The sequence below is a fragment of the bacterium genome, from assembly GCA_014360495.1.
In the GTDB taxonomy this organism is placed as follows: domain Bacteria; phylum Armatimonadota; class JACIXR01; order JACIXR01; family JACIXR01; genus JACIXR01.
Genome location: JACIXR010000014.1, coordinates 13,651 through 39,303 on the forward strand (window position 1 = coordinate 13,651; position 25,653 = coordinate 39,303).

Genomic DNA, 25,653 nt, shown 5'->3' on the forward strand with positions numbered 1-25,653 from the left:
CTCAAAATGATATTATGTATTTACTATGAATTTTGAGAATTTGAATTCCGCACTACGCTCCGCCATCCGTGAGATGGGCTTGGAGAAGAAAATAAAGGAAAAGGAATGCCTCTCCCTTTGGGAGGAAGTGGTGGGTGCGAAGCTCGCCTCCGTCTCACAGGCAGAGGATATCAAAAATGGAATCCTTTATGTATCCGCTAAAGACTCAATTTGGGGGCAGGAAATCTTCAATTTGAAGGGGTTGATTATGCAGAAAATAAATCAGAGGATGGGCGAGGATATAGTGAAGGATATAAAGGTGAGGGCGAAACCGTTAAAAAAGAAGACTAAGAAGGAGGAAGAGAGGAAGGAAGAGGAAAGGGAATTGAGTAAGGAGATTCTTCAAATGATAGACAGGTTGACGGCGAAGATAGAAGATGAGAAAATGCGCACCCTTATGCGCTCCGTCTTAATAAACTACTATAAAGCAAAGATGGACAAGGAACAAGAAAAGCGATAAGGAGAGATAGCAGATTAAATGAATACGAAACACTGTTATAAAATATGAGCCATAAAGTTTTTCCTCTTTTCAAGGACGAAACTTCTCCGCCCGAAAATCTTCCATTAAAAAGGATAAGGGATTCATCTTGGGATTACAGCGAGGTGCCGGCGGGAACGGGTGTCTATGGTATCCAATCTCTATCCCGCTATGTTCCATTTTCTCGTCGTGCGCCGCCTCATTCAAAATTTCTCCGTTGAAAGCGCCTTGGTTTTTGACCCCTTTATGGGCTCCGGTGTCGTGGCAGGTGAGTGTTTGATTAGCAAAAGAGATTTCATTGGTTATGATATCAATCCCCTGGCGGTCCTCATTGCCAAAGTGCGCACGACCCCAATCCCTACCTCCCATCTCCTCAAAATCCTCCCCTCTATAGAGAAAGCCTACCGGGAAGCCCAACCCTCAAAAATTGATTTCCCAAACATAGATTATTGGTTTACCCCTGAGGCAATAATCTCCCTTTCCAAGCTGCTTACCGCTGTATCGGAGATTGAAGACGAGAATTGCAGGGATTTCTTCAAGGTTGCTTTCTCCGAGACAGTCAGGAGGGTATCGCTAACCGATTACAATGAGTTCAAGCTGATTAGGAGGAAAAATAGGTTAAGCCAAGACGCATTGGAGGTTTTCAGGCAAGTAAGCTTGCGAAATATTGGTCTATTAGGGGAATTTTATAAAAATTTTCCACCCCAAAAATCCAATCTTAAATTGGAGATAAGAAACATCCTTTCCGAGCCAATCCCCATTGAGGAGGAATCAATTGATTTGTGATAACCTCACCGCCCTATGGCGATTCAAGGACGACGGTTGCCTATGGACAGTTTTCTCGCCTCTCGCTTCGCTGGCTGGGAATGGATGAAAGGGTGGATAGGGAATCCCTTGGAAGCAAAGGGAGAGAGATTAGACCTGGATTGCCCTCGGAAATCCTCTATGAGGTGCTTGAGAGGATAGCGGGAAAGAACGAGAAGCGAGCGAGGGAAGTTTTTTCCTATTATCACGACCTTTTTCAAGCAATCTCCATAATAGGTGAGAAGGTAAAAAGAGGAGGATATGTTGCTTTTGTTGTTGGGAATAGAAGAGTCAGGGGGGAAGAGCTACCAACGGATAAGATATCAGCCGATTTCTTCCAAAGCCTCGGCTTTGAACATTTGGGAACGATAGTGAGGGGGATATTCAACAAGAGGATGCCAAGCGAGAACGCTCCCTCAAATATTAGAGGGGAAAGGGATTTCACTATGAGACAAGAATTCATCGTCCTCTTAAGGAGGGGTTGATTTTTTATAATAGATTTCCATGGCTTCTACCCAAGTAGAAGCCTCGCGATGACAATCGCCCTCTCATTGCCAGGGGCTAACCCTTTCTGTCATTGCTGGTATGGGTAAAGGTTTCAGACAAAGAGAAGGACAAGAAGGCGAAGTTAAAATGTATGTTCAAGTCAAATATAAATGTATATTTGCGAGTAGCTCCTTAAAAACCTATACCCACAGATGCAAGCGATAGCGAGACAATCTCGGTTTGCAAACTATGTTGGCGCAGCCAAACTGGTATTTTTGAGGAGATTTGGTCTGGAGCCTTAAATATAAAAAATGTAATTGTCAAGATATGGAGATTGCGTCAAAACCATAAAGGTCGTAAATTCATTAAAAACTTTTGTTCCGAGCTTTTAAATGATATAATGAATTTAAATGCTTATGGAAAAGCTTAAGAAAACTCTCGGTATCACCTTCTTCCTTGCCTTTGCCCCTTTCTCCTACCCATCCCTCACTGGCACATTCCTCCAACTTGACGGTTCCAATCTCCCCTGGCGGGAAGATGAATGGAGAAAGGAATTATCCTATATGAAGCAAATAGGAATGGATACCCTGATAATCGCCTCTGTCGCCTTTGACTCTACCTCTTTTTATCCCTCCCGCTTCCTCTCAGAGTTCCAGCAATCAGGGACAAAGGACCCAATTGAGACCCTCCTCTCACTCTCCGATAAGATGAGGATAGATATCTATCTCGGTCTATATAGCTGGAATTGGAAGGGGAAAGGAAGCGAGGAGGATTTTGAGAATTTCGCTGAATTTAATAGAAAGGTGGCAAAGGAGCTCTACAGCTTGTATTCCAAACATCCTTCTTTTAAAGGATGGTATATCTTGAGCTGGGAATTGGGGAATGCGCCTCCGCTGGAGAATGTGGCTGTCAAAGCTTATAAAAAAGTAGTGGATTTCCTCCGGAAGCTAAATCCGAAGAAGAAAATAATAATCGCTCCCTATTTCACATTGGATATATCTCCAGAGAAAATGGGGGAGGGATGGCGAAAAATTTTGTCCTTCCTCAAAATAGACATCTTAGCTCTTCAGGATGGAGTGGGATGCGATAGGGGGATAAAGCCTGAGCATATCTCTCCTTATTTTTCCTCTATGAAAAAAGCTTGTGAGGAGAACAAGGTGGAATTTTGGGGAGATTTGGAGATATTTGATATTCTGGCGGGATGGAAGCCGGCAAATTTGGAGAGAATCAGGGAGCAGATAGAGAAGATGAAGCCATTCGTCAAGAAGATAGTGGTTTGGGAGTTCAATCACTATATGAGCCCTCTGAAGGGAGAGGAGCAAAGGAAATTATATGAGGAATATAAAAATTTCTACCAAAAGGAGGTTAAGAGAAGATGAAGCTTCTGGAAGGGAAAATCGCGTTGATAACGGGAGCAAGCAAGGGAATAGGGAGGGCAATAGCCCTCGCTATGGCGGATGTGGGAGCGGATATAATCGCAACGGCGAGAACTGAGGAGGAGTTAAAGGAGCTTTGCAAAGAAATAAAAAAGAAGGGAAGGAGGGCGGAATACATAGTTGCGGATTTGAGGAGCACTGAGGAAGCAAAGGCGATGGCTAAAAGGGCGCTGGAGATATTTGGCAGGGTTGATATATTGGTCAATAACGCTGGGGTCAGCTATCCCCAGCCCGCCCTTGAGACGACAGAGGATAGGTGGGACGAGACTTTCCAAATCAATTTGAAGTCGCTCTTCTTCCTCACCCAAGTTATTGCGAGGGCGATGGTTCAGCAAGGAGGCGGAAAGATAGTCAACATCTCCTCACAGGCGGGATTGGTCGGATTGGAGGACCACGCAGCTTATTGCGCCACAAAGGGAGGGTTGATACTTTTAACGAAGGTATTGGCTATAGAATGGGGGAAATACAAGATAAATGTGAACGCCGTCGCCCCCACAATCATAATGACGCCGATGGCGGAGAGGGCTTGGGCTGATGTCAGGAAGAGAGAAGAGGCATTGAAGAAGATACCTATAGGTAGATTCGGCAAACCAGAGGATGTAGTGGGAGCAGTCATCTTCTTAGCCTCCCCCTATGCCGACCTAATCACGGGAGCCGTCCTCCCCATAGACGGCGGCTACACTGCTCAATAGCTAAAAACTTTATTTGCCTTTATTCTCTTTCCACCATTGGCGCCATTTGGCGGGGTCTATACCGAAATCCTGCTTCGTTATAGCTCGGAGAGCAGAGGCGGCGCATCCGAGAGCGGTTCGGTCTTTTTCCTTTTCCAGGAAGCTTATGAGGGGCTCAATTGACGGTCTCCCTATGCTCACCAACCCTGCAACCGCAAACTCCCTTACCATTCTGTCATCGTCTTTTAAAAAGGAAAGAAGATAGGGGATAGCGTTTATATCCTTTATCCCTTTATCAAATATCTCCGCTATCCCTTCTGAAATCCCTTTGTCCCTCTTCAATTCCCGAAACAGCACGGGTATCGCCTCCGCTCCCATCCTCCAAAGGGCTTGTCTTGCCTCGTAAGCGATATTTATGTCTTTATCGTTTATATAGGAAACAAGGACCTCCGCTGAGCGAGAAGAATGTATCTTACCTAAAGCCTTTATCGCGGTGAATCGCAGTCCAGTTTCAACAATATTGAGATATTTGGAGATTTCCTCTATGGCTCTCTCGTCCCCGATGTTCCCCAAACTCTCTATGATAACCATCTTTTGCTCTGATGGAGTTTTCTCCTCCTTAAGAAGGGAAAGTAATGGCTCTACTGCCTTGCGAGACTTAACCTTTCCCAGCGCCTCAATTAAGTAATATTTAATAGTTTCGTTCTCTTCTGATTTAAGCGCCTCTAATAGGACATCCTCTGCCCTTATATCCCCGAGCTCGCCCAGCAAATATATCAGTGTAGTTCTCATATTGTCTTCCTTTCCCCTGCTTTTCAGCATCTCGCAGAGGGGAAGGACTGCCTCTGGGTCCTTGACGGAAGCAATTCCCATACCAGCTATCATAGAGATAGTTTGCTCCTTATCGGTAAGGGCGAGGAGAAGGGGCTTTACGCCAAAGAAGCGGTAGCAAATTTTCGCAAGCTTTATTCCCACCCCCGCTTCCTTCATTTCTGGAGGTGGTTCCGTTCCTTCCTCCGTTTTTGATTCCCCATATCCGAAGGCGTAGCTTGCCAAGGCTCTTCCTGGGTCTTTGTAAATCTCTGGGTCAACCCACTTTGTATACTCGTAAGGGCTGACCTCCCAAGGTTCAACATTTATTTTGACCTGCTCTCTTACCAACTTTCCGCCAACCTCCAAGCTGACTTCCCCTTGCATTCTCGCTCCGGTGTAAAGATATCCTCCCTTCACATAATTTTTCCCCAGTGCCTTTCCCTCCACTTTTATAGTCAATAGGGCTTCGTAATTTAGCGAATCATCGGGAACGACGGTGACGCCGGCAAAGGAGAAAAGGCGAGAGGCGACTTCCTTGAAAGGAATATACACTCCTTGAGCAGGTCCCTCGTAGGATTGAAAAACCTGAATTTTAAGGGTCTTAAATTTGGGCAGATTCTCTTTGTATTGATTTGATTCCTGAACGGATTGAGAAACCTGCGTTTTAGGGCTTTCCAATCCGATGAGATTCTCCTCGCTAAATAAAGAGAAGAAAACAGCGAAAATCAACAGCAAAATCTTCCTCATCTTCTCTCACTTTAGCTTTAGTAGGTAATCTCTGTTTCTTTCCCACCATATGCGCCATTTCCCCACATCCTCGCCGTAATCGTTGTGAGCAATCTTCTTCAATGCCCCTCTTGCCGCTTCCCTAACCTCCTTGTTCTCATCAATCATCAATTCAAGCAATTCCTCCACTCCATAGGGAGACTCAAGATAGCCGAGCGCCTCCGCCGCTGATTTTTTCACCTTGGCATCCTTCTCCTTGAGATAGGGAATTATGACCTCTGAGGCTCTTTTGAGGTCCGTCCACTTCAAAAATGAAGCGATTTCCTGCCTTCTCAGCGTATCCTGGCAGGAGATGAGGAATTCGGCTAATGGCTTTATGGAATAAGGAGATTTAAGATTTTTTAGGAGGGAGAATGCTCGGGAACGAATCCTTGCATCGGGGTCATATTTGTAGGCGTCCACTATTGCGCTTATCGCCACAGGATTGTTCAGCTTCGCCAAACAATCCAAAGCTGTCTCCCTGTTATCAGGGTCTTCGTCGTTTTTGGAAGTGTAAATCAAATCGTTCACTATGTCCTCCCTAGGACCTATATACAAAATCGCGTAAAGGGCAGAGCTTCTAATCCTTTTGTTCTCGTTATTCAAAAGAGAGGCTACTTCTTTAAGCAGGGATGGGTCTTTCATCCTGCTGATAAGACCTAAGACGCTGTCCATATAGTAAGAAATGGATTCCTCTTCTTCACTTGCTGATTTCTCCATTAATTGCTTCATCAGAGCAAGCAATGGTTTAACAAATCTCTTATCGCTAAATTCGCTCTTGGTCTTATTCACCCATTCCGCTGTGATTTTCACAGCTTCCTCTTTATCTGCAATTCCTGCTTTTTCATCGTTAAGAATTGAGAGAACTACATCAAGAAAGCGAGGGTCATTCTCTTGGGCGAGCCTATAAGCGACGATTAGCCGAATAGTCATATCCTCATCCTGCCCCAGGGGAAGAAGAAGTTCCTTAGCCCACTGCTCGTTGCTTTCCCTCAACGCCATCGCTATTGCCACTCTTATCCTTGGGTTCTCGTCAGCAAGAGCATCCTTTATCCTCTCCAAAGCCGGTATCCCAATGCAGACAAGGGCTTTGGCAGCAGAAGAAGGCAAGTCGTAGTAATGATGGATTGTGGGCGGAGTAGTTGTAATAGACACATCCCAAAAAGCAAATTCTCCCTCTGTTTTATCCTCACTTGGTGGCCTCACAGGGTTCAATTTTAAAGCGAAGTAAAGAGCTTCTATTGCGCGAGTATCCCCGATTTTACCTAAGTTAAGAGCTGAAACCGCTCTAAGCCAAAGCGGCTGTTTAACATCGGTGAGGAAGGAAAGAAGAAGGTCAGTGGCTTCCTTCGCCTTCAAGTTGCCGAGGCATTGGATGGCCGCCTGTCTAATCGTGGGCACATCTTCTTTATCTTTCGCTATTTTGAGACAGGGTTCAATTAGGCGTTTATCTTGGTCTTTGATAAGCAATAATATGTTGAAAGCGGATTCCCGAACTTCTCTTTTCTCCTTTTTGTTTGTTATTATGGGGATAAGGCTATCTATAACTTTGGAGCCAGCTGCTACCAAAAGCTTCTCAGTCTCTCCTTTTTCCAGATAATTTTTCTGTTCCACCGCCAAATGCCATCGCTTAATCAGACTGGGTATATCCTCAGTGGAAAGAGTTGGCAGAGGAACCACCTGAAGAGCTTTCTGAATTGCCTCCATTATCTCAAAGCTCGGACGCTGCTGTAAAACCTCCATAAGAGGGTCGCGTGCCCTAGGGTCCCCAATCAGCTCTAGTGCCTTAACAGCTGCTACCCTGATTTCCTCTTGCTCCTTTTTATTCTTTAAGACCGCTATGAGTGGCTCAACCGCTCTTTTATCCTTTAGATTGCCCAGCCATCTCACAGCTGTCATCCTAACATTTGGGCTTTCATCCTTTAAGGCATAAATTAACCCCTCAACCGCTCTATCTCCGCCCAGCCTTCCCAAAACTTCCGCTGATAAACCTCTTACCCTTGGATTCTCGTGCTTAAGGCAATTGATTACTACCTCAATCCCTCCTCGCTCCTTCACTATGTTTGGAATCTCGTCAATTACTTCCCGCCGCGGGATGGCGGGAATCGCGGCATACTCCAACAAGTAGGGGATTGCTTTCGGCAATTTAGTTTTCTCAAGGGCAATTACGGACCCTATTTGTATCCATTCCCATTTGCTGTTTTTCAATAAGTAAACAAGGGGGTCAAAGAGCTGTTCGCCGAGTTCCTTAAGAAGGGGGGAAATGGTTTGATAGGGAGCACCAGAGGGCGAAGTGCACTCAAGAATAGCAGCAGCCAGCGCATATCTACCGAAGCACTTGTAATAAATCCTGGCAAATTTGTCAATGAAGGAGCCGGGAACATCCAGAACTTTATAGAAAGGAGCGGATTCAGGGCTCTTGTAGGTTTCTATATGCTGTTTTACCTCCATGGGGAGCTCATCAGGAGGTTCAATATTTCCGGTGAAATTATCCTCTATTTTGAATCCTTCCCTTGTCTCAAGGGAGATTTTCCCCTCAACATAAGCTCCCGTGTAAAGGACACCTTCAGAATATTTTTTGCTCAACGCCCGGAACGAAGCAGAGATATTAAGGGCTGCTTGGTAATCTGAGGGACCTTCCCCAACGACAATATGTAAATTTGGGATGCTGAGGAAAGGCTTTACTATGTTTGAAAAATATAAATAACACTTAGTATTTTCCCATTTGACATTTTCCCATTTCACATCTTCAACGATTTTAATGATATCCACTTTCTTCAAAGCGAGATGCCACTGCTCTCTGAGACGGATTTTGGTGAGGAATTTATCATAGGCGTCGGGAGGTTGACCTCCTGCAGGCAGTGGAATGTCCTTTAATTCCCTCTCAATATCTGCTATATCGCCCTTCACCTTTAGGGGGAGAAGAAGGAAGAAAGAGAAGAGGATTGCCCCGATTCTCTTCATTTCATCTACCTCCTTTGAGGAAAAAGCTTTTGTTATTTTCCCACCATTCCCTCCAGAGAGAGACATTGTAGCCGAGGTCTTGATGGGTTAAGCTTCTCAATGCGTTTAGCAGTTGCCAATCGCCCAATCCCTCGGGGCTTCTTATCAAACCGAGAGAATGAATTTCCTCAAAGAGGGAAAGGATGGGTTCTATCGCCCTTGGGTCTTGAATCTCAGCAAGAGCGGAGAGCGCGAGACCCTTCTGTTCGTATGATGAATTTTCGCTTTTCAAGACATTTATCAATGGTTCAACTGCCAAAGGACCGAGGCGGACCAGAGCGTTATAGGCACTTCTGGTTAAATCATAAGCTCTCTCAATGTGTTTCTTCTCCAACTGCTCCAAAATTTGGATGATGAGGGGAACAGAGCGTGGGTCCTGAAGTTTTCCCAAGGAGATTATCGCCGCTTCCTTCACTTCTTTATTTCTATCGTTCAAAAGAGGGACAAGAGCATCTATAGCCCTTTTGTCGCCGATATCGCCCAACGCCCTCGCCGCTCCCTCTCTTACGATAGCATAGCTATCTTTCAAAGTTTCTATGAGGGCTTCCGTTGCTTTAAAACTGCCGATTTTCCCAAGCGCTATTGCGGCTGCTCGCCGCACAATAGGATATTCATCATTCAAAAGCTTGAGGAGGATATCAAGGGAAGCGGTGAGTCCGATTTCCCCCAATCCCTCCGCGCCCAAGCGACGCACCTCGGGGTCGGAACTTTTGCAAAGCTCTTCAAAAAATGGTATCGCCGAGGGCGATTTGTATCTTCTCAAGGCGTTCAAGAGTTCAATATCAATCGCACCTGCTCTCTTATTTAATAGGGAGACAAGGTGGGGAATCGCCCTCTCATCCCTCAGCTGGGAGAGAGCTATGGCAATCGGCTTCTCCAAAGAAGGGTCGTTGTTCATCAGGGATACCAAATCGTCAGCGATTTCCTCTCTCCATACGAGGGCGAGAGTTGAGATACATTTGGTTTTGATGTATTCGTTCACTTTAGGGCTTCTGATAAGGGTGAGCAATTTCTCCTTTATTGATTCGCTCTTCTTCCCCACCAATGAGAAGATTAAAACCTCTCGGAGGAAATAATCCATATCTCGTTCCAATGCCATTTCCACCACTTCGGGAGGATATTCTGCTCCCATCTCCTCAAAAGCGCGAAGGGCGCTTATCCTCACTTCGTTCTTCTCTTTATCATCCTTCAAAATGGAAAGCAAAACATCCTTTACCCTTTGGGAGGGAAATTGGCGCAAGGCAAACGCGGCCTGGCTCCTCACTTCCACATCTTCTCTTTGGTTCTGGGCTATTAGGAGCAAGGGTTCTAATGCCTCTTGGGCTTTAAGGTTGGCGAGGACCTTTATAGCCACGATTTTTCGCTCAGGATTATCCCCTTTAAGAACCGCAAGGAGAGAATTGGTTGCTGGCTTTCCAATGTTGTATAAAGCATATTCCACCTGGGCAAGGTAGGTTGGGTCTGATTCTTCCAAGGAAGCGATGAGGGCATCAACCGCCCTTGCATCCTTAAGCTTCCCCAGTGTTAAAGCTATGCTACCCTTCATAAAGTTAGGATACTTTCTTTCATTTAGGAGGGAGATGAGGGCATCCACTGCGGGAGCGCCTAATTTAGAAAAGTATTTGGTTAAATCACTGTAGAATCTCCCTTCTTTGAAATCTGCAACGAGAAACTCAACTGCACGAGGGTCCCTTGTATTCACCAAAGCTTGCAAAGCTGTTAAGTAAAAGTTGTCAATTTCCCTTTGTTGTTCACGGGACTTCCTTGTTAAATCAACCAAGAAATCGGTTGCTTTCTTCCCGCCAATTTCGCCAAGGGATTCTATAGCTCTCCTACGAACATCTTTTCTTTCCCCCTCATTTTTAGCTATCTCAATCAATATATCCACACTCTCGCTCGCCTTCAGCGCACCCAAGGAGCGAATAGCCGCTATCCTTACATCTGCCGAGGGGTCGTTAAGCGCTTCCATCAAGGGAGGAATTGCTCTTTCATCACCGATCTCTCCCAAAGAGAAGGCGGCAGATGAACGAATAGATGCATCTTTATCCTTAAGCAAGGGAATGAGATGTTCAACCGCCTTTTTGTCCTTAGCTATTCCCAACAGAATAACCACATCCATTCGCACCATTTGATCCTCGCTTTTCAGAGCCGATATGAGGAGCTCAGCCGCTGAGGGAGCGAATTCGGCGAGGGCGTTGTAGGTGGATTTTCTTACTTTCCAATCTTCATCCGCCAAAGCGGGTATAAGAGCATTTATGCCGAGGAATTTCCCCACAGCGATAGCGAATTTATCGGGGAAGGAACCTCTATCAAGGAATGCTTGAAGGAAGGGTGCCTGGTGGGGCTTATAAGGTGGGTCATAGAAATTGGAGAATTTACCGGGTAGCCAAAGTCCTTCAAAGCTTTCGCTAACCGTTTTCCCATCCTTGCCCCTAAATATTATGCTTCCCCTAAGCATAGCGCCGGTGTAAAGTATATCAAATTCCTGCTCTGGATTAAGGTTAGACGGTTCTTCTATGGAACGAGGTAAAAGAATTGGTTCCCTTATCCATGGATATCCCCAGCCATAAAATTTTGGCCAATATTCTGTTTCGTCGTTCTCCTCTAAACAAAATCCTCTCTTCATCTTCGCTTCTAAATTAGTAAATGGGGTGAATAGAAGCTCTCCCCTTTTATCGTAATAACCCCAAAGCGGTTTCCCCTCTACTTTTATCTCCAAAATGGCCTCGTAATCCTCTGCATTCTCTGGCAGAATCTCTATATTTGCCCTTTTCAAAAAGCGATAAACCACATCCTTGAAGGGAAGATAAATTTCCTTTGCTTTTCCATAGTCTTGGGAGAGGACAAGCTTAACTCGTTTTATGTTCACCTCCTCTTGCTGAGCTGAGGCAATGTGCAGAAGCAAAAAGAGGAAAATGAAGTTGCTCAGTATGAGGAAGTTGAATCTTCTCATTCCTCTCTGCCTCCTTCTGGGCTTCCTCCTATTAATTAGACGCCTTTAAGTATTGATTTGTTTCCCCTCTTACTTCAGCTTTAGGAGAAAATCTCTGCTGTCTTCCCACCATATGCGCCATTTCCCCACATCCTCGCCGTAATCGTTGTGAGCAATCTTCTTCAATGCCCCTCTTGCCGCTTCCCTAACCTCCTTGTTCTCATCAATCATCAATTCAAGCAATTCCTCCACTCCATAGGGAGACTCAAGATAGCCGAGCGCCTCCGCCGCTGATTTTTTCACCTTGGCATCCTTCTCCTTGAGATAGGGAATTATGACCTCTGAGGCTCTTTTGAGGTCCGTAATTTTCAAAGCCCAAGCAATTTTCTTTATTAAGTGTTCATCCTTACAACTCATTAGGAATTTAGCAAGATTCTCTACAGCATAGGGAGAGCGTAAGTTAACCAATATCTCGGCAGCTTCCATTCGCACTCCGTCATCGGGGTCGTATTTAACCGCATCTACTATAGCGTTAACCGCTTCTGCATTATTTACTTTGCTTAAATACTTCAAGGCGATTATTCTTAAAGATGAACTTTCGTCGTTTTTGGTAACATATATCAAATCATTGACGACCTCTTTGAGAGCACCGATTTCAAAGAGGGAGTGGAGCGCTCTTCTTCTTATGTTCTCGTCTCTGTTATATAATTGATGAGCGATGAATTTAACTGCTGAAGGGTCCCCTGTTTCTCCTAATAGACCCAAGAGGTCATCGGTGTAGAGCTTTTCTTCTCTCCTCTCTTCCTCTTTCAAAAGCTCTATCAGTGGCTCAACAAATCTCTTATCCTTGAATTTCGCCTTGCTTTTCTCCTTCCATGTGTAGATTAGAAGAATCGCTTCTCTTTTTTGCCAGTGATTTACCTCTTTGTCTTTGAGGATGGAGATAACGATATCAAAGGCTTGTGGGTCTTCATATCCTATTAATGCACGAGCAACAGCTAACTTGACTACTAAGTTTGTGTCGTTTTTTAAAGAAAGCAGAAGCTCTTTCATAGCTTCGTCCTTTTTCCAAGCCAATGCGTTAACCATAGCCTGCCTACCATCGGGGTCATCATCGGATAGTGCATTCTTGATTCTGTCCAAAGCTGGCTGAATAATTTCAAAAAGATATTGTAATATATAGATAAGAGGAGAGATTTGAAAGGGGAAGATATAGTTAAGTTAAAGATATACAAAGACTCAGGTTATAACCCCGCAGCGCTTTGACCTCTCTCAAGAAGACCTAAAAATCCAAGAAAAAGAAACTGGGATATAAGAGTGATAGAATAGATGTTGTCTCAAGATTTGGTTTCTCTTACGCTTTCCCGAGATTATCAAGCAGGAGCGCGAGGGAATTTATGGAGAAACTCTTGGAGGTATCCACCTTCGCTGTGAGGTGTGTTCAAACGGATAACGGGAGCGAGTTCGCGGGAGAATTTGAAGATTTTCTCAGGAATAAGGGTATTATCCATTTCTACACCCATCCAAAGAGACCGCAAGAGAACGGTTATGTGGAGTGATTCCAGAGAACTATCCAAGAATATTTCATAGATGTATACCCGCTGGAGTCAACGGATATATGCGAATTTAATAACCAAAGGAGTCCCAAATGTTATGGAATTATACACAATCTTGACAAGTGCCCATCCCACATATTGAGAAAAGCTATATGCATTCTCCCTTAAAGACGAAATCAGTGCGTTCACAACTCTTGGCCCCCTAAGCTCTTCTAGAGCATAAGCTATGTATTTTCTATTGTCCGCTCGCACAGTAGCATCATTTAAAAGTTCTATTAGGGTTTCTAAGGCAGGGGTCCCGATTTTAGAGAGAGCTAACGCCACTCTTTCGTCTCCATGTGTATCTCGCCATGCTTCCTTAAGGTATTTCACAGCCTTGCTTTCCCTTGCGTTAGCCAAACCAAATAGCGCGTGTAAGTAGAGAGAATCCCATAGGCTCTCTTTGCTGGGAGAATCTTTCGTTAATTCCCAAAGGGTTTGAACCGCCTTTTTGCCACCTATTTCACCGAGAGCAATTACTGCAGATTTACGAATATCATCGCTTATCTCAGTGTTTAACGCAATCCTTGCTAAATCGTCAACCGCTTCCTTTGCCTTAAGCCTTCCCAAAGAGCGAGCTGCATACTCCTTTAAACCGCTATCTGCCAAAGCTTTGATTAGATAGGGAATTGCCCTTTTATCATTTAGCCACCCTAACAATTCCACTACGTTCTTTCTGACAAGTTTGTTAGGATTATTTAAGGCTTTGATTAAGCAGTCCAGAGCCCCTTTCCCGAATTCCCCAATAGCTCTTTTGGCGACTTCGTCAAGTTCCCATGTCATCTCACCTGAAGCTGGTATAAGGACCTCAACCCCGAAGAATTTCCCAACGAATTTCGCCAAATTATCGGGGAAGGAACCTTTTTCTAAAAAGGCAAACAGAAACGGCGCCTTCTCCGGCGTATAGGGAGGGTCCTTGTCTAAATCCCACCAAGATAAATATTCAGGAGGTGCTATATAGCCTTGAAATTTCTCCTTAACAATTTTCCCATTCTTTCCCTTTAAACTTATCTCTCCACTTAGCATAGCCCCTGCATAAAGGAGATTGATGGGTTCAAATGGTTTCACGGCGGGATTGAAGACCTCAGGAGGCGACCAAGGTGTCGGCATCTTTTTAATCTCTACATTAGCCCTTATTTCTACCGCGCTTTCCTCTTCTTCAAAATACACCCTAACCCTTGGAATCTCCTCTTTTTTAAAAGGAGTGAACAATAGCAAATCGCCCCTATAGTAGCCCCATAGGGGCTTGCCTTGGACATTTATTTCCAGAACCGCATCGCAATCAACGGAATTGTCAAGCCCAACTTCCGCGTTGGCGTTCTTCAAAAATGGTAGGAGATATCATAAAATGGAAGAGGAATTGCCCACACCTTTTCCACGCTTTGGTTGACAACTAATCGCACTCTTTTAATTGATTTTTAAGAGACTCTGCTAAGTTTGTTTCTCTGTTCCCTTCAAACTATTCCGACCTTCACCAGGTCAACGATATCTATCATCCCCAAGGCATGTCCTTCTTCATCAACAACTGGCAAATCGTCTATATTCCTCTCCTGCATCAATCTTAAAGCCTCTGCTGCAAGCTTTCCTCTCTGAATCGTTATGGGCGTTTCAGTCATAATTTCTCTTGCGGGCTTGTTCAGGACTGTCTCGTCAAGAATGAGGTGGCGTCTTATATCGCCGTCCGTGATTATGCCAACCAATTTGTTCTCCTTATCTACAACGCTAGCCGCTCCTCCCCTTGCCTTCGTGATTGTGAAGAGGACATCCCTAACGGGAGTTTCCTCCTCAACAACAGCGTGGCGCTTTCCCGTTCTCATTACATCCTCCACTTTCAAGAGCAATCTCCTGCCGATTGTTCCGCCCGGATGAAGCCTTGCAAGGTCATCTCTTGTTATTCTTCTCAAACTCATAATCGCTATGGCGAGGGCATCTCCCATAGCCATAGTCGCGGTTGTGGATGAGGTGGGGGCGATACCGAAGGGACAGGCTTCCCTCTCAACGCTCACATCTATCACTATATCGGAGGCTTTCGCGATGCTTGAATTCGGGTTTCCCGTGAGAGCTATCAGCTTTATTCCCAAGCGTTTTAAGAAGGGGATGATATTTATCAGTTCTTCCGTCTCCCCGTTATAGGAGATGAGGATGATGATGTCATCGGAGGAAAGTAGCCCAAGCTCGCCATGCATTGCCTCAGCGGGATGAAGGAAGACGGAGGGAGTTCCCGTTGAGGCAAAAGTGCTTGCTATCTTCCTTCCCACTGCTCCCGACTTCCCAATCCCCGTGATAACCACCTTGCCCTTACAAGAAAGGATTTCCTCAACTGCCTCATATACAGCTTCGTTTATCTTTTCCCTTAGCCCTAGAACCGCTTCCCCCTCTATTTTAAGGACTTCCCATATTATTTGCTTTATCTTCTCCTTATCCAGTTCTTCCGTCATATTTCAATCGTTCTTACTTGCAGACCATACTCCCTGCATTGCTTTAAAATCTCGTCGTCGGGTTCCCCAACGGAGAGAATTCCCGGGAGAATTCTCATCTGATGGATTTCAAGGAAACGCCGCAGGAAGTAAAGGGTGTATTCGCCATCTCTTTTGGTTCCTGATGAGGCAAAATAGCCTGCAAGTTTCCCTTTGAACTCACCAACTAAATTTGGACCCTGGTCGAAGAGCCTTTTTATCTTCCAAGAGACATTTCCGAAGTAGCAGGGGGAACCGATGAACAACACATCTGCTGAGTAAAAATAGTTGACGAAAATGATGTCTACCTTTGCTACGACGACATCTGCTCCCGCTTCCCTTGCGCCTTCGCCAATTGCTTCAGCCATCTTCTCCGTATTTCCCGTTTGGGAATCATAAACAACTAAAACCCTCATCGCTTAAAACCTCCTTTTTTATTATTATATCCGTAAAGAGGGTTCCACATCAAATTCTTCTTCCCCTTTCTTCAGGAATTCATAATAGCCTAAAACTGCAATCATTCCCGCGTTGTCTGTGCAGAGATAAAGGGGAGGGATGTAAAGTTCCCAATTTTCCTCCCTTGCCCTTTCCTCAAATTTTGCCCTTAATCTGCTGTTCGCTATCACTCCTCCGCCAAGAAGAACTCTTTTTAAGGAAAACTCTTTACATGCCATAGCGGTTTTCTCAACAAGGGTATCAACTACTGCTTCCTGAAATGAGGCGCATAAATCTTTCACGGGAATCTTGCCTTCCGCTTGAAATTTCCTTACCTCCCGCAAGACCGCTGTTTTCAACCCGCTGAAGGAGAAATCCCAGCTATCGGGAAGGAGAGGGCGAGGAAAGTCAATGAATTTTGGATTTCCCTCCTTTGCTAATTTATCAATGATTGGTCCGCCGGGATAGCCGAGGTCCAATAACTTTGCGACCTTATCAAAAGCTTCTCCAGCCGCGTCGTCCCTGGTTCTGCCAAGATATCGGACTGATTTATCCTCGTTGAGGATGAATAGATTTGTGTGTCCTCCGGAGACGACAAGGCAGAGGGCTGGCAAAGGGATATCAGGGTTTATGAGGAAATTCGCGTAGATATGAGCCTGGATATGGGATACGCCGATGATTGGCTTATTGAAGGCAAGTGCGAGGGATTTGGCACAGACTACTCCGACGAGAAGCGAGCCGGGTAGTCCTGGTCCCTTCGTAACTGAGATTAAATCAATGTCTTGAATTTGAGCGTTTGCTTTCTTGAGTGCCTCATCAACGACGGGGATAATTGCTTCTAAATGTTTACGGGAGGCAATCTCGGGGACGACGCCTCCAAAAGCTTTGTGGAAATCTACTTGGGAAGCGACTACATTTGAGAGAAGGTTTTTACCATCTTTAACAACTGCAGCCGCCGTTTCATCACAGCTCGTTTCTATCCCTAAAACCAACATAGTATATTAAATTATAAGGTTTCCCTGTTTTCTTAACAAAGAAAATTAGGTTTTGATGGGTTATTTTGCCCTCCTGCCTTTTTATTTCTAAAAAATTTAACGATGCCACCATGGAGACACAGGGCGCTTTTACCTCAATTTTTAAACAAAGACTCTTGGACAAAATAATCAACAAGTTGACCTCCTCGCTTTTTCCCCTTAAGATTTTCTAAAATAAGAAAGGAGGTTTTGATTATGAAGGAAGAGAAGAATCTTTTCGGAAGTCCGCTATCAGGTCTACCCTATCTTCGCAAATACAGGGTCAAAAGGGTGTCCAGCTGGGACACAACTGGAGGAAACAAGGACTGGTGGGAGGTGGGTCCTGGGGAGAGGAAGGTGCTTGCCGATATACAAGGTCCAGCCTGCATCAAACATATCTGGACAACCCTTTTCTCCCAAGACCCTCACTATCTCCGCACGACCCTCCTCCGTGCCTATTGGGATGGGGAGGATGACCCAAGCGTTGATTCTCCCATTGGCGATTTCTTCGGGATAGGGCATGGTATAGCAAAGCATTTCATCTCCCTCCCGTTGACGATGACCTGCGATAAAGGATTCAACTGCTACTTCCCTATGCCCTTCAATAAAAATGGGAGGATTGAGGTTGTGAACGAAAGCAATGTTCCCTTGGGGATTTATTTCCATATTGACTATGAAATCTACGACTCCCCCCTTGAGGATGTCGGTTATTTCCACGCCAAGTGGAGAAGGGAGAAAAATCCCCAACCGATAAAGGATGGTATAAATTTGACAGGAAAGGAAAATTATCTGATTCTGGAGGCAAAAGGACAAGGGCATTTCGTAGGCTGTATCCTTAGCGTTCACGGTTTAGCTCCCGATTGGTGGGGAGAGGGAGACGATATGATTTTCATAGATGACGATGTCTGGCCTCCATCCCTTCACGGAACGGGCACGGAGGACTATTTCTGCGCCGCTTGGGGATTCAACAGAGAATTTTATGGACCCTATCACGGATTTCCCCTTAAGGGGAACGAGGATTGGACTGGCAAGCATTCCGCCTATCGCTTCCACATAGAGGAGCCGATTGTCTTCCACAAGTATATAAGGGTAACGATAGAGCATGGGCATGCAAATGACAGAGCGGATGACCTCTCCTCCGTCGCTTATTGGTATCAAACGGAGCCTCACTTCAATTTCTCCCCAATGCCTCCAGTGGAGGAGAGGATACCAAGGGAAGGTTGAATGATATAGAGAGGAAAGGGAAGCGTTTAACAAGAAAGGGAATATTTTTGATTTTCTTTTTCCTGCTTCTCCTCGCGGGAGGGTTCTTTTTCACTGCGAGGAGAAGCAGGAAATCAATCTTACAGGCAAATGTTCCCTTACCTCAGCAAGCGCCATCTATTCTCCAAACGGAGCCCTACCTTCCCAATCTCGTGAACGAACCACTAATTACTGCCCAACCTCCAAGTGGAGAGCTTCCATATAAGGAGGAAGTGATAGCTTATCTCACGGCGCTGGAGAAGGTCCTTCAGGATTGGGAGGAAACGGAGAAAACGGATATCGCTCAACAGCAGTTGGAGAGTTTGATGGAATCGCTTTTCTCTCCTGAGGGTGAACAGGAGGCGCAGGAAAGCTTAAAGGTTTATGATTATTACATAACGCAAAAGCAGAAAGTTCTTCAGGAGCTCCTTTCTCTTTCCCCTCCGCCTCCTTGCATCAATCTTCACTATCATTACAAAACAGCGTTTGAGGAAAGCATAAAGGCTATTGCAGGGATAAGGCAGGGGATATATACAAAGGACAGGGATTATATAATGAAGATGCTCACTTATCAATTGACGATTAACAAACACTTGGCACAGGCGGAGGGGGAGGAGGATGCATTGAGGCGGATTTACGGCTTACCACCGCGTTCAGTAAGCATAAGGCATTAAAAAATGGTGGCCCCAAGGGGATTTGAACCCCTACTTACGGATTGAGAGCCCGTTGTCCTGTCCGGGTTAGACGATGGGGCCACCTTCTGGCTGGGGGAGAAGGATTCGAACCTTCACCAAGGGATCCAGAGTCCCGTGTGCTACCATTACACCATCCCCCAGCAATTAAAAATTATAAATATTTTAGATGATTCGTCAAATAGAACGAGGGGGTAAAACAGCCCTTAAACTTGCATAATAGCCTTGCCTTATTTTATATCAACCTAATAATTTCACAAAGATGTTGGAATATATAGATAGCGAATTTGTGAGAGAATTTGGGGATTTTCTGAGCTGAGGCTTCTCCTTTACGGTTAATAGTCAAGCAATATGGTAGGTCTCCTGGGGTATCTCAAGGGTTATGGAATTGGACATTGTCTTGCTTGAAACTTTTAAAAATTTTATTATATTTATAGAGGTGTTCATATGAAAGCTAATAAATTGCTTTGGGCTATTTTCGTTTCCTCTTTCGTTCTCATTGGAGGAGTGCTTGGGAACGAATTCTTCAATTTCTATAGCGGGTTGCCTGTCATCTCCGATGTAATCAAAGATTCTCCTTCCTCCCGTCTCGCTCTTCAAGCTGCAACAATCATAGTTTTTCTCTTCCTTTTCTTCTATCTCGCCTCCTCGGGCTTCAGGTGGCTGATTGAATTTGGGGAAGAAATCCAGAAAATGTCCTTTGAGGATAAGTTCTCCATCGTTATCGGCATTCTCTTGGGTCTTATTTTGACGCTCATAGTTGCTCCGCTTCTCTGGCATATACCTCGCCTTGGCGTTGCCCTATCAATTCTCTCCGCCACTTTCTTCGTTTATCTCGGTATAGTTGCCTCCCTTAGCGTTAAGAAGGAGCTCCCTGGTCTCATCTTCTCCCGAGCGAGGGAAGAACTACCTTCATTTCTCGCCTCAAGCCCAAAAATCCTTGATACAAGCGTGATTATTGATGGGAGGATAAGGGATGTTATCAAGGCGGGATTCATTGAAGGACAGATTATCCTCCCTTCATTCGTCATTGAGGAGCTCCAAACGATTGGTGATTCAGAGGACCCATTGAAGAGGGCAAGGGGAAGAAGAGGATTTGAAATCCTGAGCGAGCTAAAGAAGGAGATGGGGGAACAGATAAAAGTCGTGGATGACCCTGAAATCCCTCGCTTTGAACCAATGGATTCCAAGCTGGTGCGCCTCGCAAAAAAGCTGAACGCGAAAATCATAACAAACGATTCAAATCTCTCCAGCATAGCCAATCTGCAGGGAGTGGAAACGCTATGCATAAACGAATTAGCAGCCGCTCTTAAACCTGTTGTTTTACCAGGCGAGAAAATGACGGTAACATTGGTAAGAGAGGGGAAAGAACCAGGGCAGGCTGTCGCTTACCTTGAAGATGGAACTATGGTTGTCGTTGATAGGGCAAGGCATCTAATCGGGCAAACGGTGGAAGTGGAGGTGGTGAGCATTCTCCAAACCGCAGGTGGAAAGATGATATTCGCCTCCCTGCCGGAGGAAACTCCTCAAAAAACTGCGAGAAAACCACCCATTAAAAAGTGAAAGCAGGAGCTATTATACCCGCAGCTGGAGAAGGACGGAGAATGGGTGGGGTTCCAAAACTCTTCCTTCCTCTTGGTGGCAAACCGCTCATTCTTCATACCCTTCGTCCGTTTTTGCAAAATCCGCACATTAAAGAGATAGTCGTCGCGGTTAGAGAGAATGATTTAGAGAAGGCTAAGGATATATTGGAAGGGCTTCCGGTAAAGGTTATTTTGGGTGGGAAAGAGAGGCAGGAAACCGTAAGGTTTGCCTTGGAGGCAATTGATGAGAGTGTGGAGCTACTGGCTATCCACGATGGAGCGAGACCATTCCTCTCGCCCCTATTGCTTCAAGCTTGTCTTGAGGCGGGAGAGAAATTCGGTGCGGTCGTCCCCGCCCTCCCCATCTACGACACGATTAAAAAGGGACACGATTGGGTGGAAGAAACGATTTCAAGAGAAGGGCTATACACAATCCAAACCCCTCAAGTATTCAGAGCGGAATTGATAAGGGAAGCACATAAAAGAGCGTATGAGGAGGGATATCTTGCCACGGATGACGCTTCTCTCGTTGAGAGAATGGGAGTAAAGGTGAGAATGATAAAGGGGGAGAAAACGAACATAAAGATAACGGACCCTGAGGATTTGGAGACAGCGGAGAAACTTATAGGGGAGTGGGAATATAGAAGTGGAGTTGGCGTGGATTTTCATAGGTTAGTTGAGGGGAGAAGGTTGTTTTTGGGTGGGATTGAAATAGATTACAATAAAGGGCTTTTGGGGCATTCAGATGGGGATGTTCTCCTTCATGCAATAGCGGATGCGATTTTGGGAGCGGTTGGAATCGGCGATATAGGGGTTTATTTCCCGCCGGGAGAGGAGAAGTGGAGGGATGTGAGGAGCGTGATAATTTTGGAAGAGGTTGTGAGGATGGCGAGGGAGAAGGGGTGGGAGGTTGAGAATGTTGATTGCGTGCTTCTTGCTGAGGAGCCGAAAATCTTCCCTTATAGAGAGGAGATTGTGAAGAGGATAGCGGAATGTATGAAGATAGAAAAGGAGAGAGTCAACATCAAAGCGACTACTACTGAGGGGATGGGATTTTTGGGGCGAGGTGAGGGGATGTGCGCCATCTGTAATGTCTTATGTAGGCGTGCTCTTAAATAAAAAGTTTTTCTTGCTTTATATATCATATAGTCTATAAACTTGCTTTTGAGTATTTATGGCAAAAGAGACAATTCCTCAAAGAAGAATTCGTTCCATCAGAGCTATCTTAATTGGAACCCTCCTTATCTCTTTAAACATTTATTGGATAACTGTTATGGAGGTGAGGTGGTATACTCTTGACAGCTCCTGCATCCCGCTGTTCATCACGCCCGTCTTCCTCATCTTCATAGTAGTTTTGTTCAATCATCTCTTTCACAAAAGAGGGAAAGCTCATCCCCTCTGCCTCTCCTTCCTTTTCTGCCTGTTGGACTTGCTAATCGTCATCGTTTTGCATTATCAAACATCCTTCAACTTCTATCACATTCTTTCAACTTTATTTATTTTCAATTTATTCCTCTTTTGGCTTCCGAGACATCTAAGCTTTGCCCCCCTCACTTCAGAGGAAATTATCTTGATTTACATAATGCTTGTTATGTCCACCGCAATAGCGGGAACCGACTCCCTTCAATATCTATTTGGTCTTCTTGGTTTCCCCTTCAAATTCGCCACTCCGGAAAACAAATGGGCGGAAACAATAATCCCCTATCTGCCTAAATGGCTTTTCGTCTCCGATAAGGATGCCCTTGAGGCTTTTTACGGTGGAGGAGCAACAAAATATCTTCTTCCCCATCTTCACATTTGGGCTAAGCCACTTTTTTACTGGAGCATTTATGTTATTACCCTGATATTTATTATGCTCTGCCTCAATGTAATATTGAGAAAGCAGTGGACTGAAGCGGAGAAGCTTTCCTTTCCAATCATCCAATTGCCTTTAGAAATAGCGAGAGGCGGTGGAGATATTCCCCTCTTCAGGAATCGTCTGCTATGGGTTGGCTTCACCATAGCCTTCCTCATCGGTTCAATCAATGGAATTGCCTCCCTTCTCCCCTATATCCCCCGAATACCCGTTAGCGCTTGGGACCCTGCCAACGATTTGGGTCAATATATCACCACCCCACCCTGGAATGCTATAGGCTGGACACCGCTTTCTAAATATCCCTTTGCCATTGGTCTCGCCTTCTTCATTCCCGCTGACCTTTCCTTTTCTTGCTGGTTTTTCTATGTCTTTCGCAAGTTTTTGCAGATTTTGGGTAGGGCGACGGGATGGGAAGGAAGCATCAGGGGTTTCCCCTTCTTCAATGAGCAAGCTTCGGGCGCTTGGATTGCCTTGGGCGTCGTCGCTCTTTGGGGAAGTAGAAGACAAATCTGGGAGGCGATAAAGAAGGCATTTGGGAAAAGCGATGTAGACGACTCCGATGAGCCTATTTCATACAGAGGAGCTATTATCGGCTTGATTGTGGGTGGGATTGTGCTAATTTATTTCTCCTTTAAAGCAGGGCTGGCCATTTGGGCTTCTTTTGTGTTCTTTGGTATTTATTTTCTCCTCGCCCTGGCTATGACAAGGGTCAGAGCGGAATTGGGCACTCCCCACGAGATTTACTTCGTTAACCCTGAAAACATAATGGGCACTATTTTAGGTTCTAAAATCATCGGAAAGGAGAATGCCATACCCCTTTGGTTTTTATATTGGCTGAATAGATGCTACAGGACTCATCCAATGCCGAATCAAATGGAGGCTTTTAAGATGGGAGATGTTATGGGGATTAAACAGGGAAAGATTTTCTGGCTCATCTTGTTCTCTATACTCATCTCCTTATTGGCTACCTATTTCTTCAATCTTTACACGGGTTATAGCGAGGGGGCAAGAGCGAAGTGCATAGGTTTTAAGGACCATGCCGCTTGGGAGGGTTTCAATCATTTAAACGAATGGTTGAATTACGGGAAAAGAGTGGAGAAAGACGGCGTTATTGCGTTTATCGTAGGTTTCTCAACTGTGGCGCTTCTGCGGGCAGCGAGGTGGCACCTATGGTGGTGGCCATTCCATCCCGCAGGATATGCTCTTGCTGTATCCTTCGCAATGGATTATTTTTGGTTCTCCTTCTTCATCTCTTGGCTTCTAAAAGTGGTCATTCTACACGCAGGTGGAATGAGGCTTCATAGAAGAGCTTTGCCATTTTTCCTCGGCTTGATTTTGGGAGACTATGTAATCGGCTCAATATGGGGAATCCTCGGTCCGTTTGTCTTCCAGCAGAGGATAATTTTCAAGACTTTTATCTAAACCGCAACCAATGACGAGAAAGTTGCCCCTCACAATGTTGCCTAATTGTCATTGCGAAGCTTTCCCTAAAAACGGTGGCAATCCCTATAATTTGCTCGCGAGACATATGCACTTTGCCTTGGGGTATTTTTACAAAGCATTTTTTGAATAAAATCTTGCTTTTATGCCTGATATTTATCGCTTTGGAGGTGTCCATTATGGCGAATACATCGGAAGTTGAGAAGGCGGAAATCACTGTCAATTTAAAGGAGAGAATCGGTTCATTAAATATGAGCAAAGTAGCTTCTTTGGGGCAGGGAGGCTTCTGGGATGAACCCATTTGGGAGGACAGAATTGAGGAAATCCGCGCCCTGCGTCCCGCTATAATTCGCCTCTTCATTCAGGAATATTTTCATCTCCTGCCTCAACCCGGTAAATATGATTTCAGCAAGTTAGACCGCTACATTGAGGCAATCCTCAAAACGGGAGCTAAACCCTTGATGTGTATTACTATCAAGCCGAGGGCGCTTTATCCTGAAATCAATCATGATATAGTTGAGCCAAATGATTGGGAAGAATGGAAGCGACTTATTTTCAATTTAGTGAAGCATTATAAGGATAAGAAGGCGGGAATTCGCTATTGGGAAATATCAAATGAGCCCGATTTAGGTGAGGGAGGAGGTTGTCCCTATCGCTTTAAACCGGAGGAGTATATTCGCTATTATAGGGAAACAGCAGAGGCGATTCTCAAAGCCGACTCATCTGCCCTGGTCGGTGGACCAGCCCTTGCCTATGTGGGTTCTCCTATTCTTACTACCCTCCTCGAACATTGCGATAAGGAGAATATCCCTATTCATTTCGTCTCCTGGCACATCTACACGAACGACCCCCTGAAAATCAGGGAGACGATTGAATATGTAAGAGGGTTGTTGGGAAAATATCCTCGGCTGGAGTTGGAAACAATTCTTGATGAGTGGAATATGGATTTGGGAGCTCCCTCTCACGACCCGAGATTCCAACCCTGTTTCGTCGCGGAGGCAATCTATCAGATGGTCTTGGCTGGTCTTGACTACTCCTGTTATTATCACATCAGAGACTACAAAGTCAATAGTGAGAAATTAGCCGATTTTATGTCTCCCGAGGGGATTAAGAATATCATTCGCTTTTGGAACGAGGGTGATGTTCGCCTTGGGCTTTACGATTTTGATAATCGTAGACGTCCCGTCTATTTCACCTTCAAGCTTTTATCAGAAATGAGCGGGGAAAGGTTGGAATTGATATCAAATCATCCCCAGGTTCATGGCTTCGCCACTTACGATGAGAAGGAAAAATCTTATAAGTTGATGCTTTGGAACTTCTCCGAGCAACCCATTACTTGTGAGATAAAGTGGAGAGGATTTGAAAATAATGTGCGATTAAAACATATTGTGCTTGAGGCGGAAGGTGAGGGTATGTTGAGGGAGGAGGGGGGAGGTATCTTGAGCGAGGAAAATGACGAAGTAAAAGCGAATTTTGAGCCTTATGCAGTTCACTTTTGGTCTCTTGAAATGGAAAAGAGATAGGAATTTTTAGATTGAAAATATTGCCCGCCTTCGGCGGGTTCGCGATGAAAATCCCTCTCTGTCATTGCGAGGAGCGAAGCGACGAAGCAATCTCTTTGAGATTGCCACGGGCTCCCAGAAGGGAGCCCTTACAGGCAGCGTTTCCTTTATTGTGGAAATGCCTATGTTGAATTTTTAAAGACTAAACAACCTCTTATAAATCCGCGATATTTGAGACGCTATCTTAAATTTTTAGTTCAGGCATTTGGATGGTAGGGGGATAATTTCTCTCTTGAATATCTTTCTTATCGGTTAGGGGTGGTAAAAAGGGGGGGCGGGGGGCCATTAAGGTGGCCCCCCCCCAAATAAAAAAAGCCAAAAACAAACCCGGATGTCCAGTAATTTATACCCCC

At 45.1% G+C, this 25,653-nt stretch carries 20 protein-coding genes and 2 tRNA genes; 12 read left to right on the forward strand and 10 right to left on the reverse strand.

From position 1 onward, the window contains the following. Positions 1-25 precede the first annotated feature (25 nt). The 5 genes from H5T88_10260 to H5T88_10280 all read left to right on the forward strand — a co-directional run bounded on the left by H5T88_10260 (position 26) and on the right by H5T88_10280 (position 3,935). Positions 26-499 carry a DUF721 domain-containing protein gene (locus H5T88_10260; GenBank protein ID MBC7330719.1) on the forward strand — a complete coding sequence of 158 codons (474 nt, stop codon included), beginning with the start codon at positions 26-28 and terminating at the stop codon, positions 497-499. Between the two features lie 165 nt (positions 500-664). Beyond that, a complete protein-coding gene (locus H5T88_10265) occupies positions 665-1,303 on the forward strand; it encodes a hypothetical protein (protein ID MBC7330720.1) in 639 nt (212 codons plus the stop codon). Then, on the forward strand, positions 1,300-1,806 hold the full coding sequence (locus H5T88_10270; GenBank protein MBC7330721.1) for a hypothetical protein: 507 nt from the start codon (positions 1,300-1,302) through the stop codon (positions 1,804-1,806). Before H5T88_10265 ends, H5T88_10270 begins: the two co-directional genes overlap by 4 nt. A 417-nt stretch (positions 1,807-2,223) precedes the next feature. Beyond that, positions 2,224-3,186 (forward strand): DUF4434 domain-containing protein, encoded by a 963-nt coding sequence (locus H5T88_10275; GenBank protein MBC7330722.1) that lies wholly within the window; start codon positions 2,224-2,226, stop codon positions 3,184-3,186. Continuing rightward, positions 3,183-3,935, forward strand: a complete 753-nt coding sequence (locus H5T88_10280) for an SDR family oxidoreductase (protein ID MBC7330723.1) — start codon at positions 3,183-3,185, stop codon at positions 3,933-3,935. Before H5T88_10275 ends, H5T88_10280 begins: the two co-directional genes overlap by 4 nt. A 9-nt stretch (positions 3,936-3,944) precedes the next feature. Here H5T88_10280 and H5T88_10285 read toward each other — a convergent pair whose 3' ends face one another. The 4 genes from H5T88_10285 to H5T88_10300 form a co-directional block, all read right to left on the reverse strand. Further along, positions 3,945-5,474, reverse strand: a complete 1,530-nt coding sequence (locus H5T88_10285; GenBank protein ID MBC7330724.1) for a HEAT repeat domain-containing protein — start codon at positions 5,472-5,474, stop codon at positions 3,945-3,947. 6 nt (positions 5,475-5,480) lie between these two features. Then, positions 5,481-8,456: a HEAT repeat domain-containing protein gene (locus H5T88_10290; protein ID MBC7330725.1), complete on the reverse strand. Its 2,976-nt coding sequence runs from the start codon at positions 8,454-8,456 to the stop codon at positions 5,481-5,483. 1 nt (position 8,457) lies between these two features. After that, positions 8,458-11,448 carry a HEAT repeat domain-containing protein gene (locus H5T88_10295; GenBank protein ID MBC7330726.1) on the reverse strand — a complete coding sequence of 997 codons (2,991 nt, stop codon included), beginning with the start codon at positions 11,446-11,448 and terminating at the stop codon, positions 8,458-8,460. A 69-nt stretch (positions 11,449-11,517) separates the two neighbouring features. Then, a complete protein-coding gene (locus tag H5T88_10300) occupies positions 11,518-12,570 on the reverse strand; it encodes a HEAT repeat domain-containing protein (GenBank protein ID MBC7330727.1) in 1,053 nt (350 codons plus the stop codon). A 161-nt stretch (positions 12,571-12,731) separates the two neighbouring features. On the opposite strand from H5T88_10300, the gene H5T88_10305 reads away from it, so the two are divergent. Continuing rightward, positions 12,732-12,986, forward strand: a complete 255-nt coding sequence (locus H5T88_10305) for a transposase family protein (protein MBC7330728.1) — start codon at positions 12,732-12,734, stop codon at positions 12,984-12,986. Positions 12,987-13,034: 48 nt separating this feature from the next. Here H5T88_10305 and H5T88_10310 read toward each other — a convergent pair whose 3' ends face one another. The 4 genes from H5T88_10310 to tsaD form a co-directional block, all read right to left on the reverse strand. Beyond that, positions 13,035-14,348, reverse strand: a complete 1,314-nt coding sequence (locus H5T88_10310; protein ID MBC7330729.1) for a HEAT repeat domain-containing protein — start codon at positions 14,346-14,348, stop codon at positions 13,035-13,037. A 128-nt stretch (positions 14,349-14,476) separates the two neighbouring features. Continuing rightward, complete coding sequence (locus H5T88_10315; protein ID MBC7330730.1) at positions 14,477-15,460, reverse strand: KpsF/GutQ family sugar-phosphate isomerase; 984 nt, start codon at positions 15,458-15,460, stop codon at positions 14,477-14,479. Next, positions 15,457-15,894, reverse strand: a complete 438-nt coding sequence (locus H5T88_10320) for a flavodoxin family protein (protein MBC7330731.1) — start codon at positions 15,892-15,894, stop codon at positions 15,457-15,459. The genes H5T88_10315 and H5T88_10320 overlap by 4 nt, the downstream gene beginning before the upstream one ends. 24 nt (positions 15,895-15,918) lie before the next feature. After that, on the reverse strand, positions 15,919-16,908 hold the full coding sequence (tsaD, locus tag H5T88_10325) for a tRNA (adenosine(37)-N6)-threonylcarbamoyltransferase complex transferase subunit TsaD (protein ID MBC7330732.1): 990 nt from the start codon (positions 16,906-16,908) through the stop codon (positions 15,919-15,921). A gap of 234 nt (positions 16,909-17,142) precedes the next feature. Here tsaD and H5T88_10330 point away from each other — a divergent pair, with 234 nt between their 5' ends. Together H5T88_10330 and H5T88_10335 are read left to right on the forward strand one after the other, a co-directional pair. Next, the gene (locus tag H5T88_10330; GenBank protein ID MBC7330733.1) at positions 17,143-18,150 is read left to right on the forward strand and encodes a DUF2961 domain-containing protein; all 1,008 of its coding nucleotides are present in this window, start codon (positions 17,143-17,145) and stop codon (positions 18,148-18,150) included. Between the two features lie 47 nt (positions 18,151-18,197). Continuing rightward, on the forward strand, positions 18,198-18,842 hold the full coding sequence (locus H5T88_10335; protein ID MBC7330734.1) for a hypothetical protein: 645 nt from the start codon (positions 18,198-18,200) through the stop codon (positions 18,840-18,842). A gap of 4 nt (positions 18,843-18,846) precedes the next feature. Here H5T88_10335 and H5T88_10340 read toward each other — a convergent pair. Together H5T88_10340 and H5T88_10345 are read right to left on the reverse strand one after the other, a co-directional pair. Beyond that, positions 18,847-18,923, reverse strand: a tRNA-Glu gene (locus H5T88_10340). 6 nt (positions 18,924-18,929) lie between these two features. Beyond that, positions 18,930-19,003 (reverse strand) — tRNA-Gln (locus H5T88_10345). A 304-nt stretch (positions 19,004-19,307) separates the two neighbouring features. Here H5T88_10345 and H5T88_10350 point away from each other — a divergent pair. From H5T88_10350 to H5T88_10365, 4 genes are all read left to right on the forward strand, one after another. Continuing rightward, positions 19,308-20,423 (forward strand): TRAM domain-containing protein, encoded by a 1,116-nt coding sequence (locus tag H5T88_10350; protein ID MBC7330735.1) that lies wholly within the window; start codon positions 19,308-19,310, stop codon positions 20,421-20,423. Between the two features lie 41 nt (positions 20,424-20,464). Further along, positions 20,465-21,562, forward strand: coding sequence for a 2-C-methyl-D-erythritol 2,4-cyclodiphosphate synthase (locus tag H5T88_10355; GenBank protein MBC7330736.1), 1,098 nt, complete (start codon positions 20,465-20,467; stop codon positions 21,560-21,562). Positions 21,563-21,617: 55 nt separating this feature from the next. Continuing rightward, complete coding sequence (locus H5T88_10360) at positions 21,618-23,720, forward strand: hypothetical protein (protein MBC7330737.1); 2,103 nt, start codon at positions 21,618-21,620, stop codon at positions 23,718-23,720. A 197-nt stretch (positions 23,721-23,917) separates the two neighbouring features. Next, positions 23,918-25,261 carry a beta-galactosidase gene (locus tag H5T88_10365; GenBank protein MBC7330738.1) on the forward strand — a complete coding sequence of 448 codons (1,344 nt, stop codon included), beginning with the start codon at positions 23,918-23,920 and terminating at the stop codon, positions 25,259-25,261. The last annotated feature ends 392 nt before the right edge of the window (positions 25,262-25,653 follow it).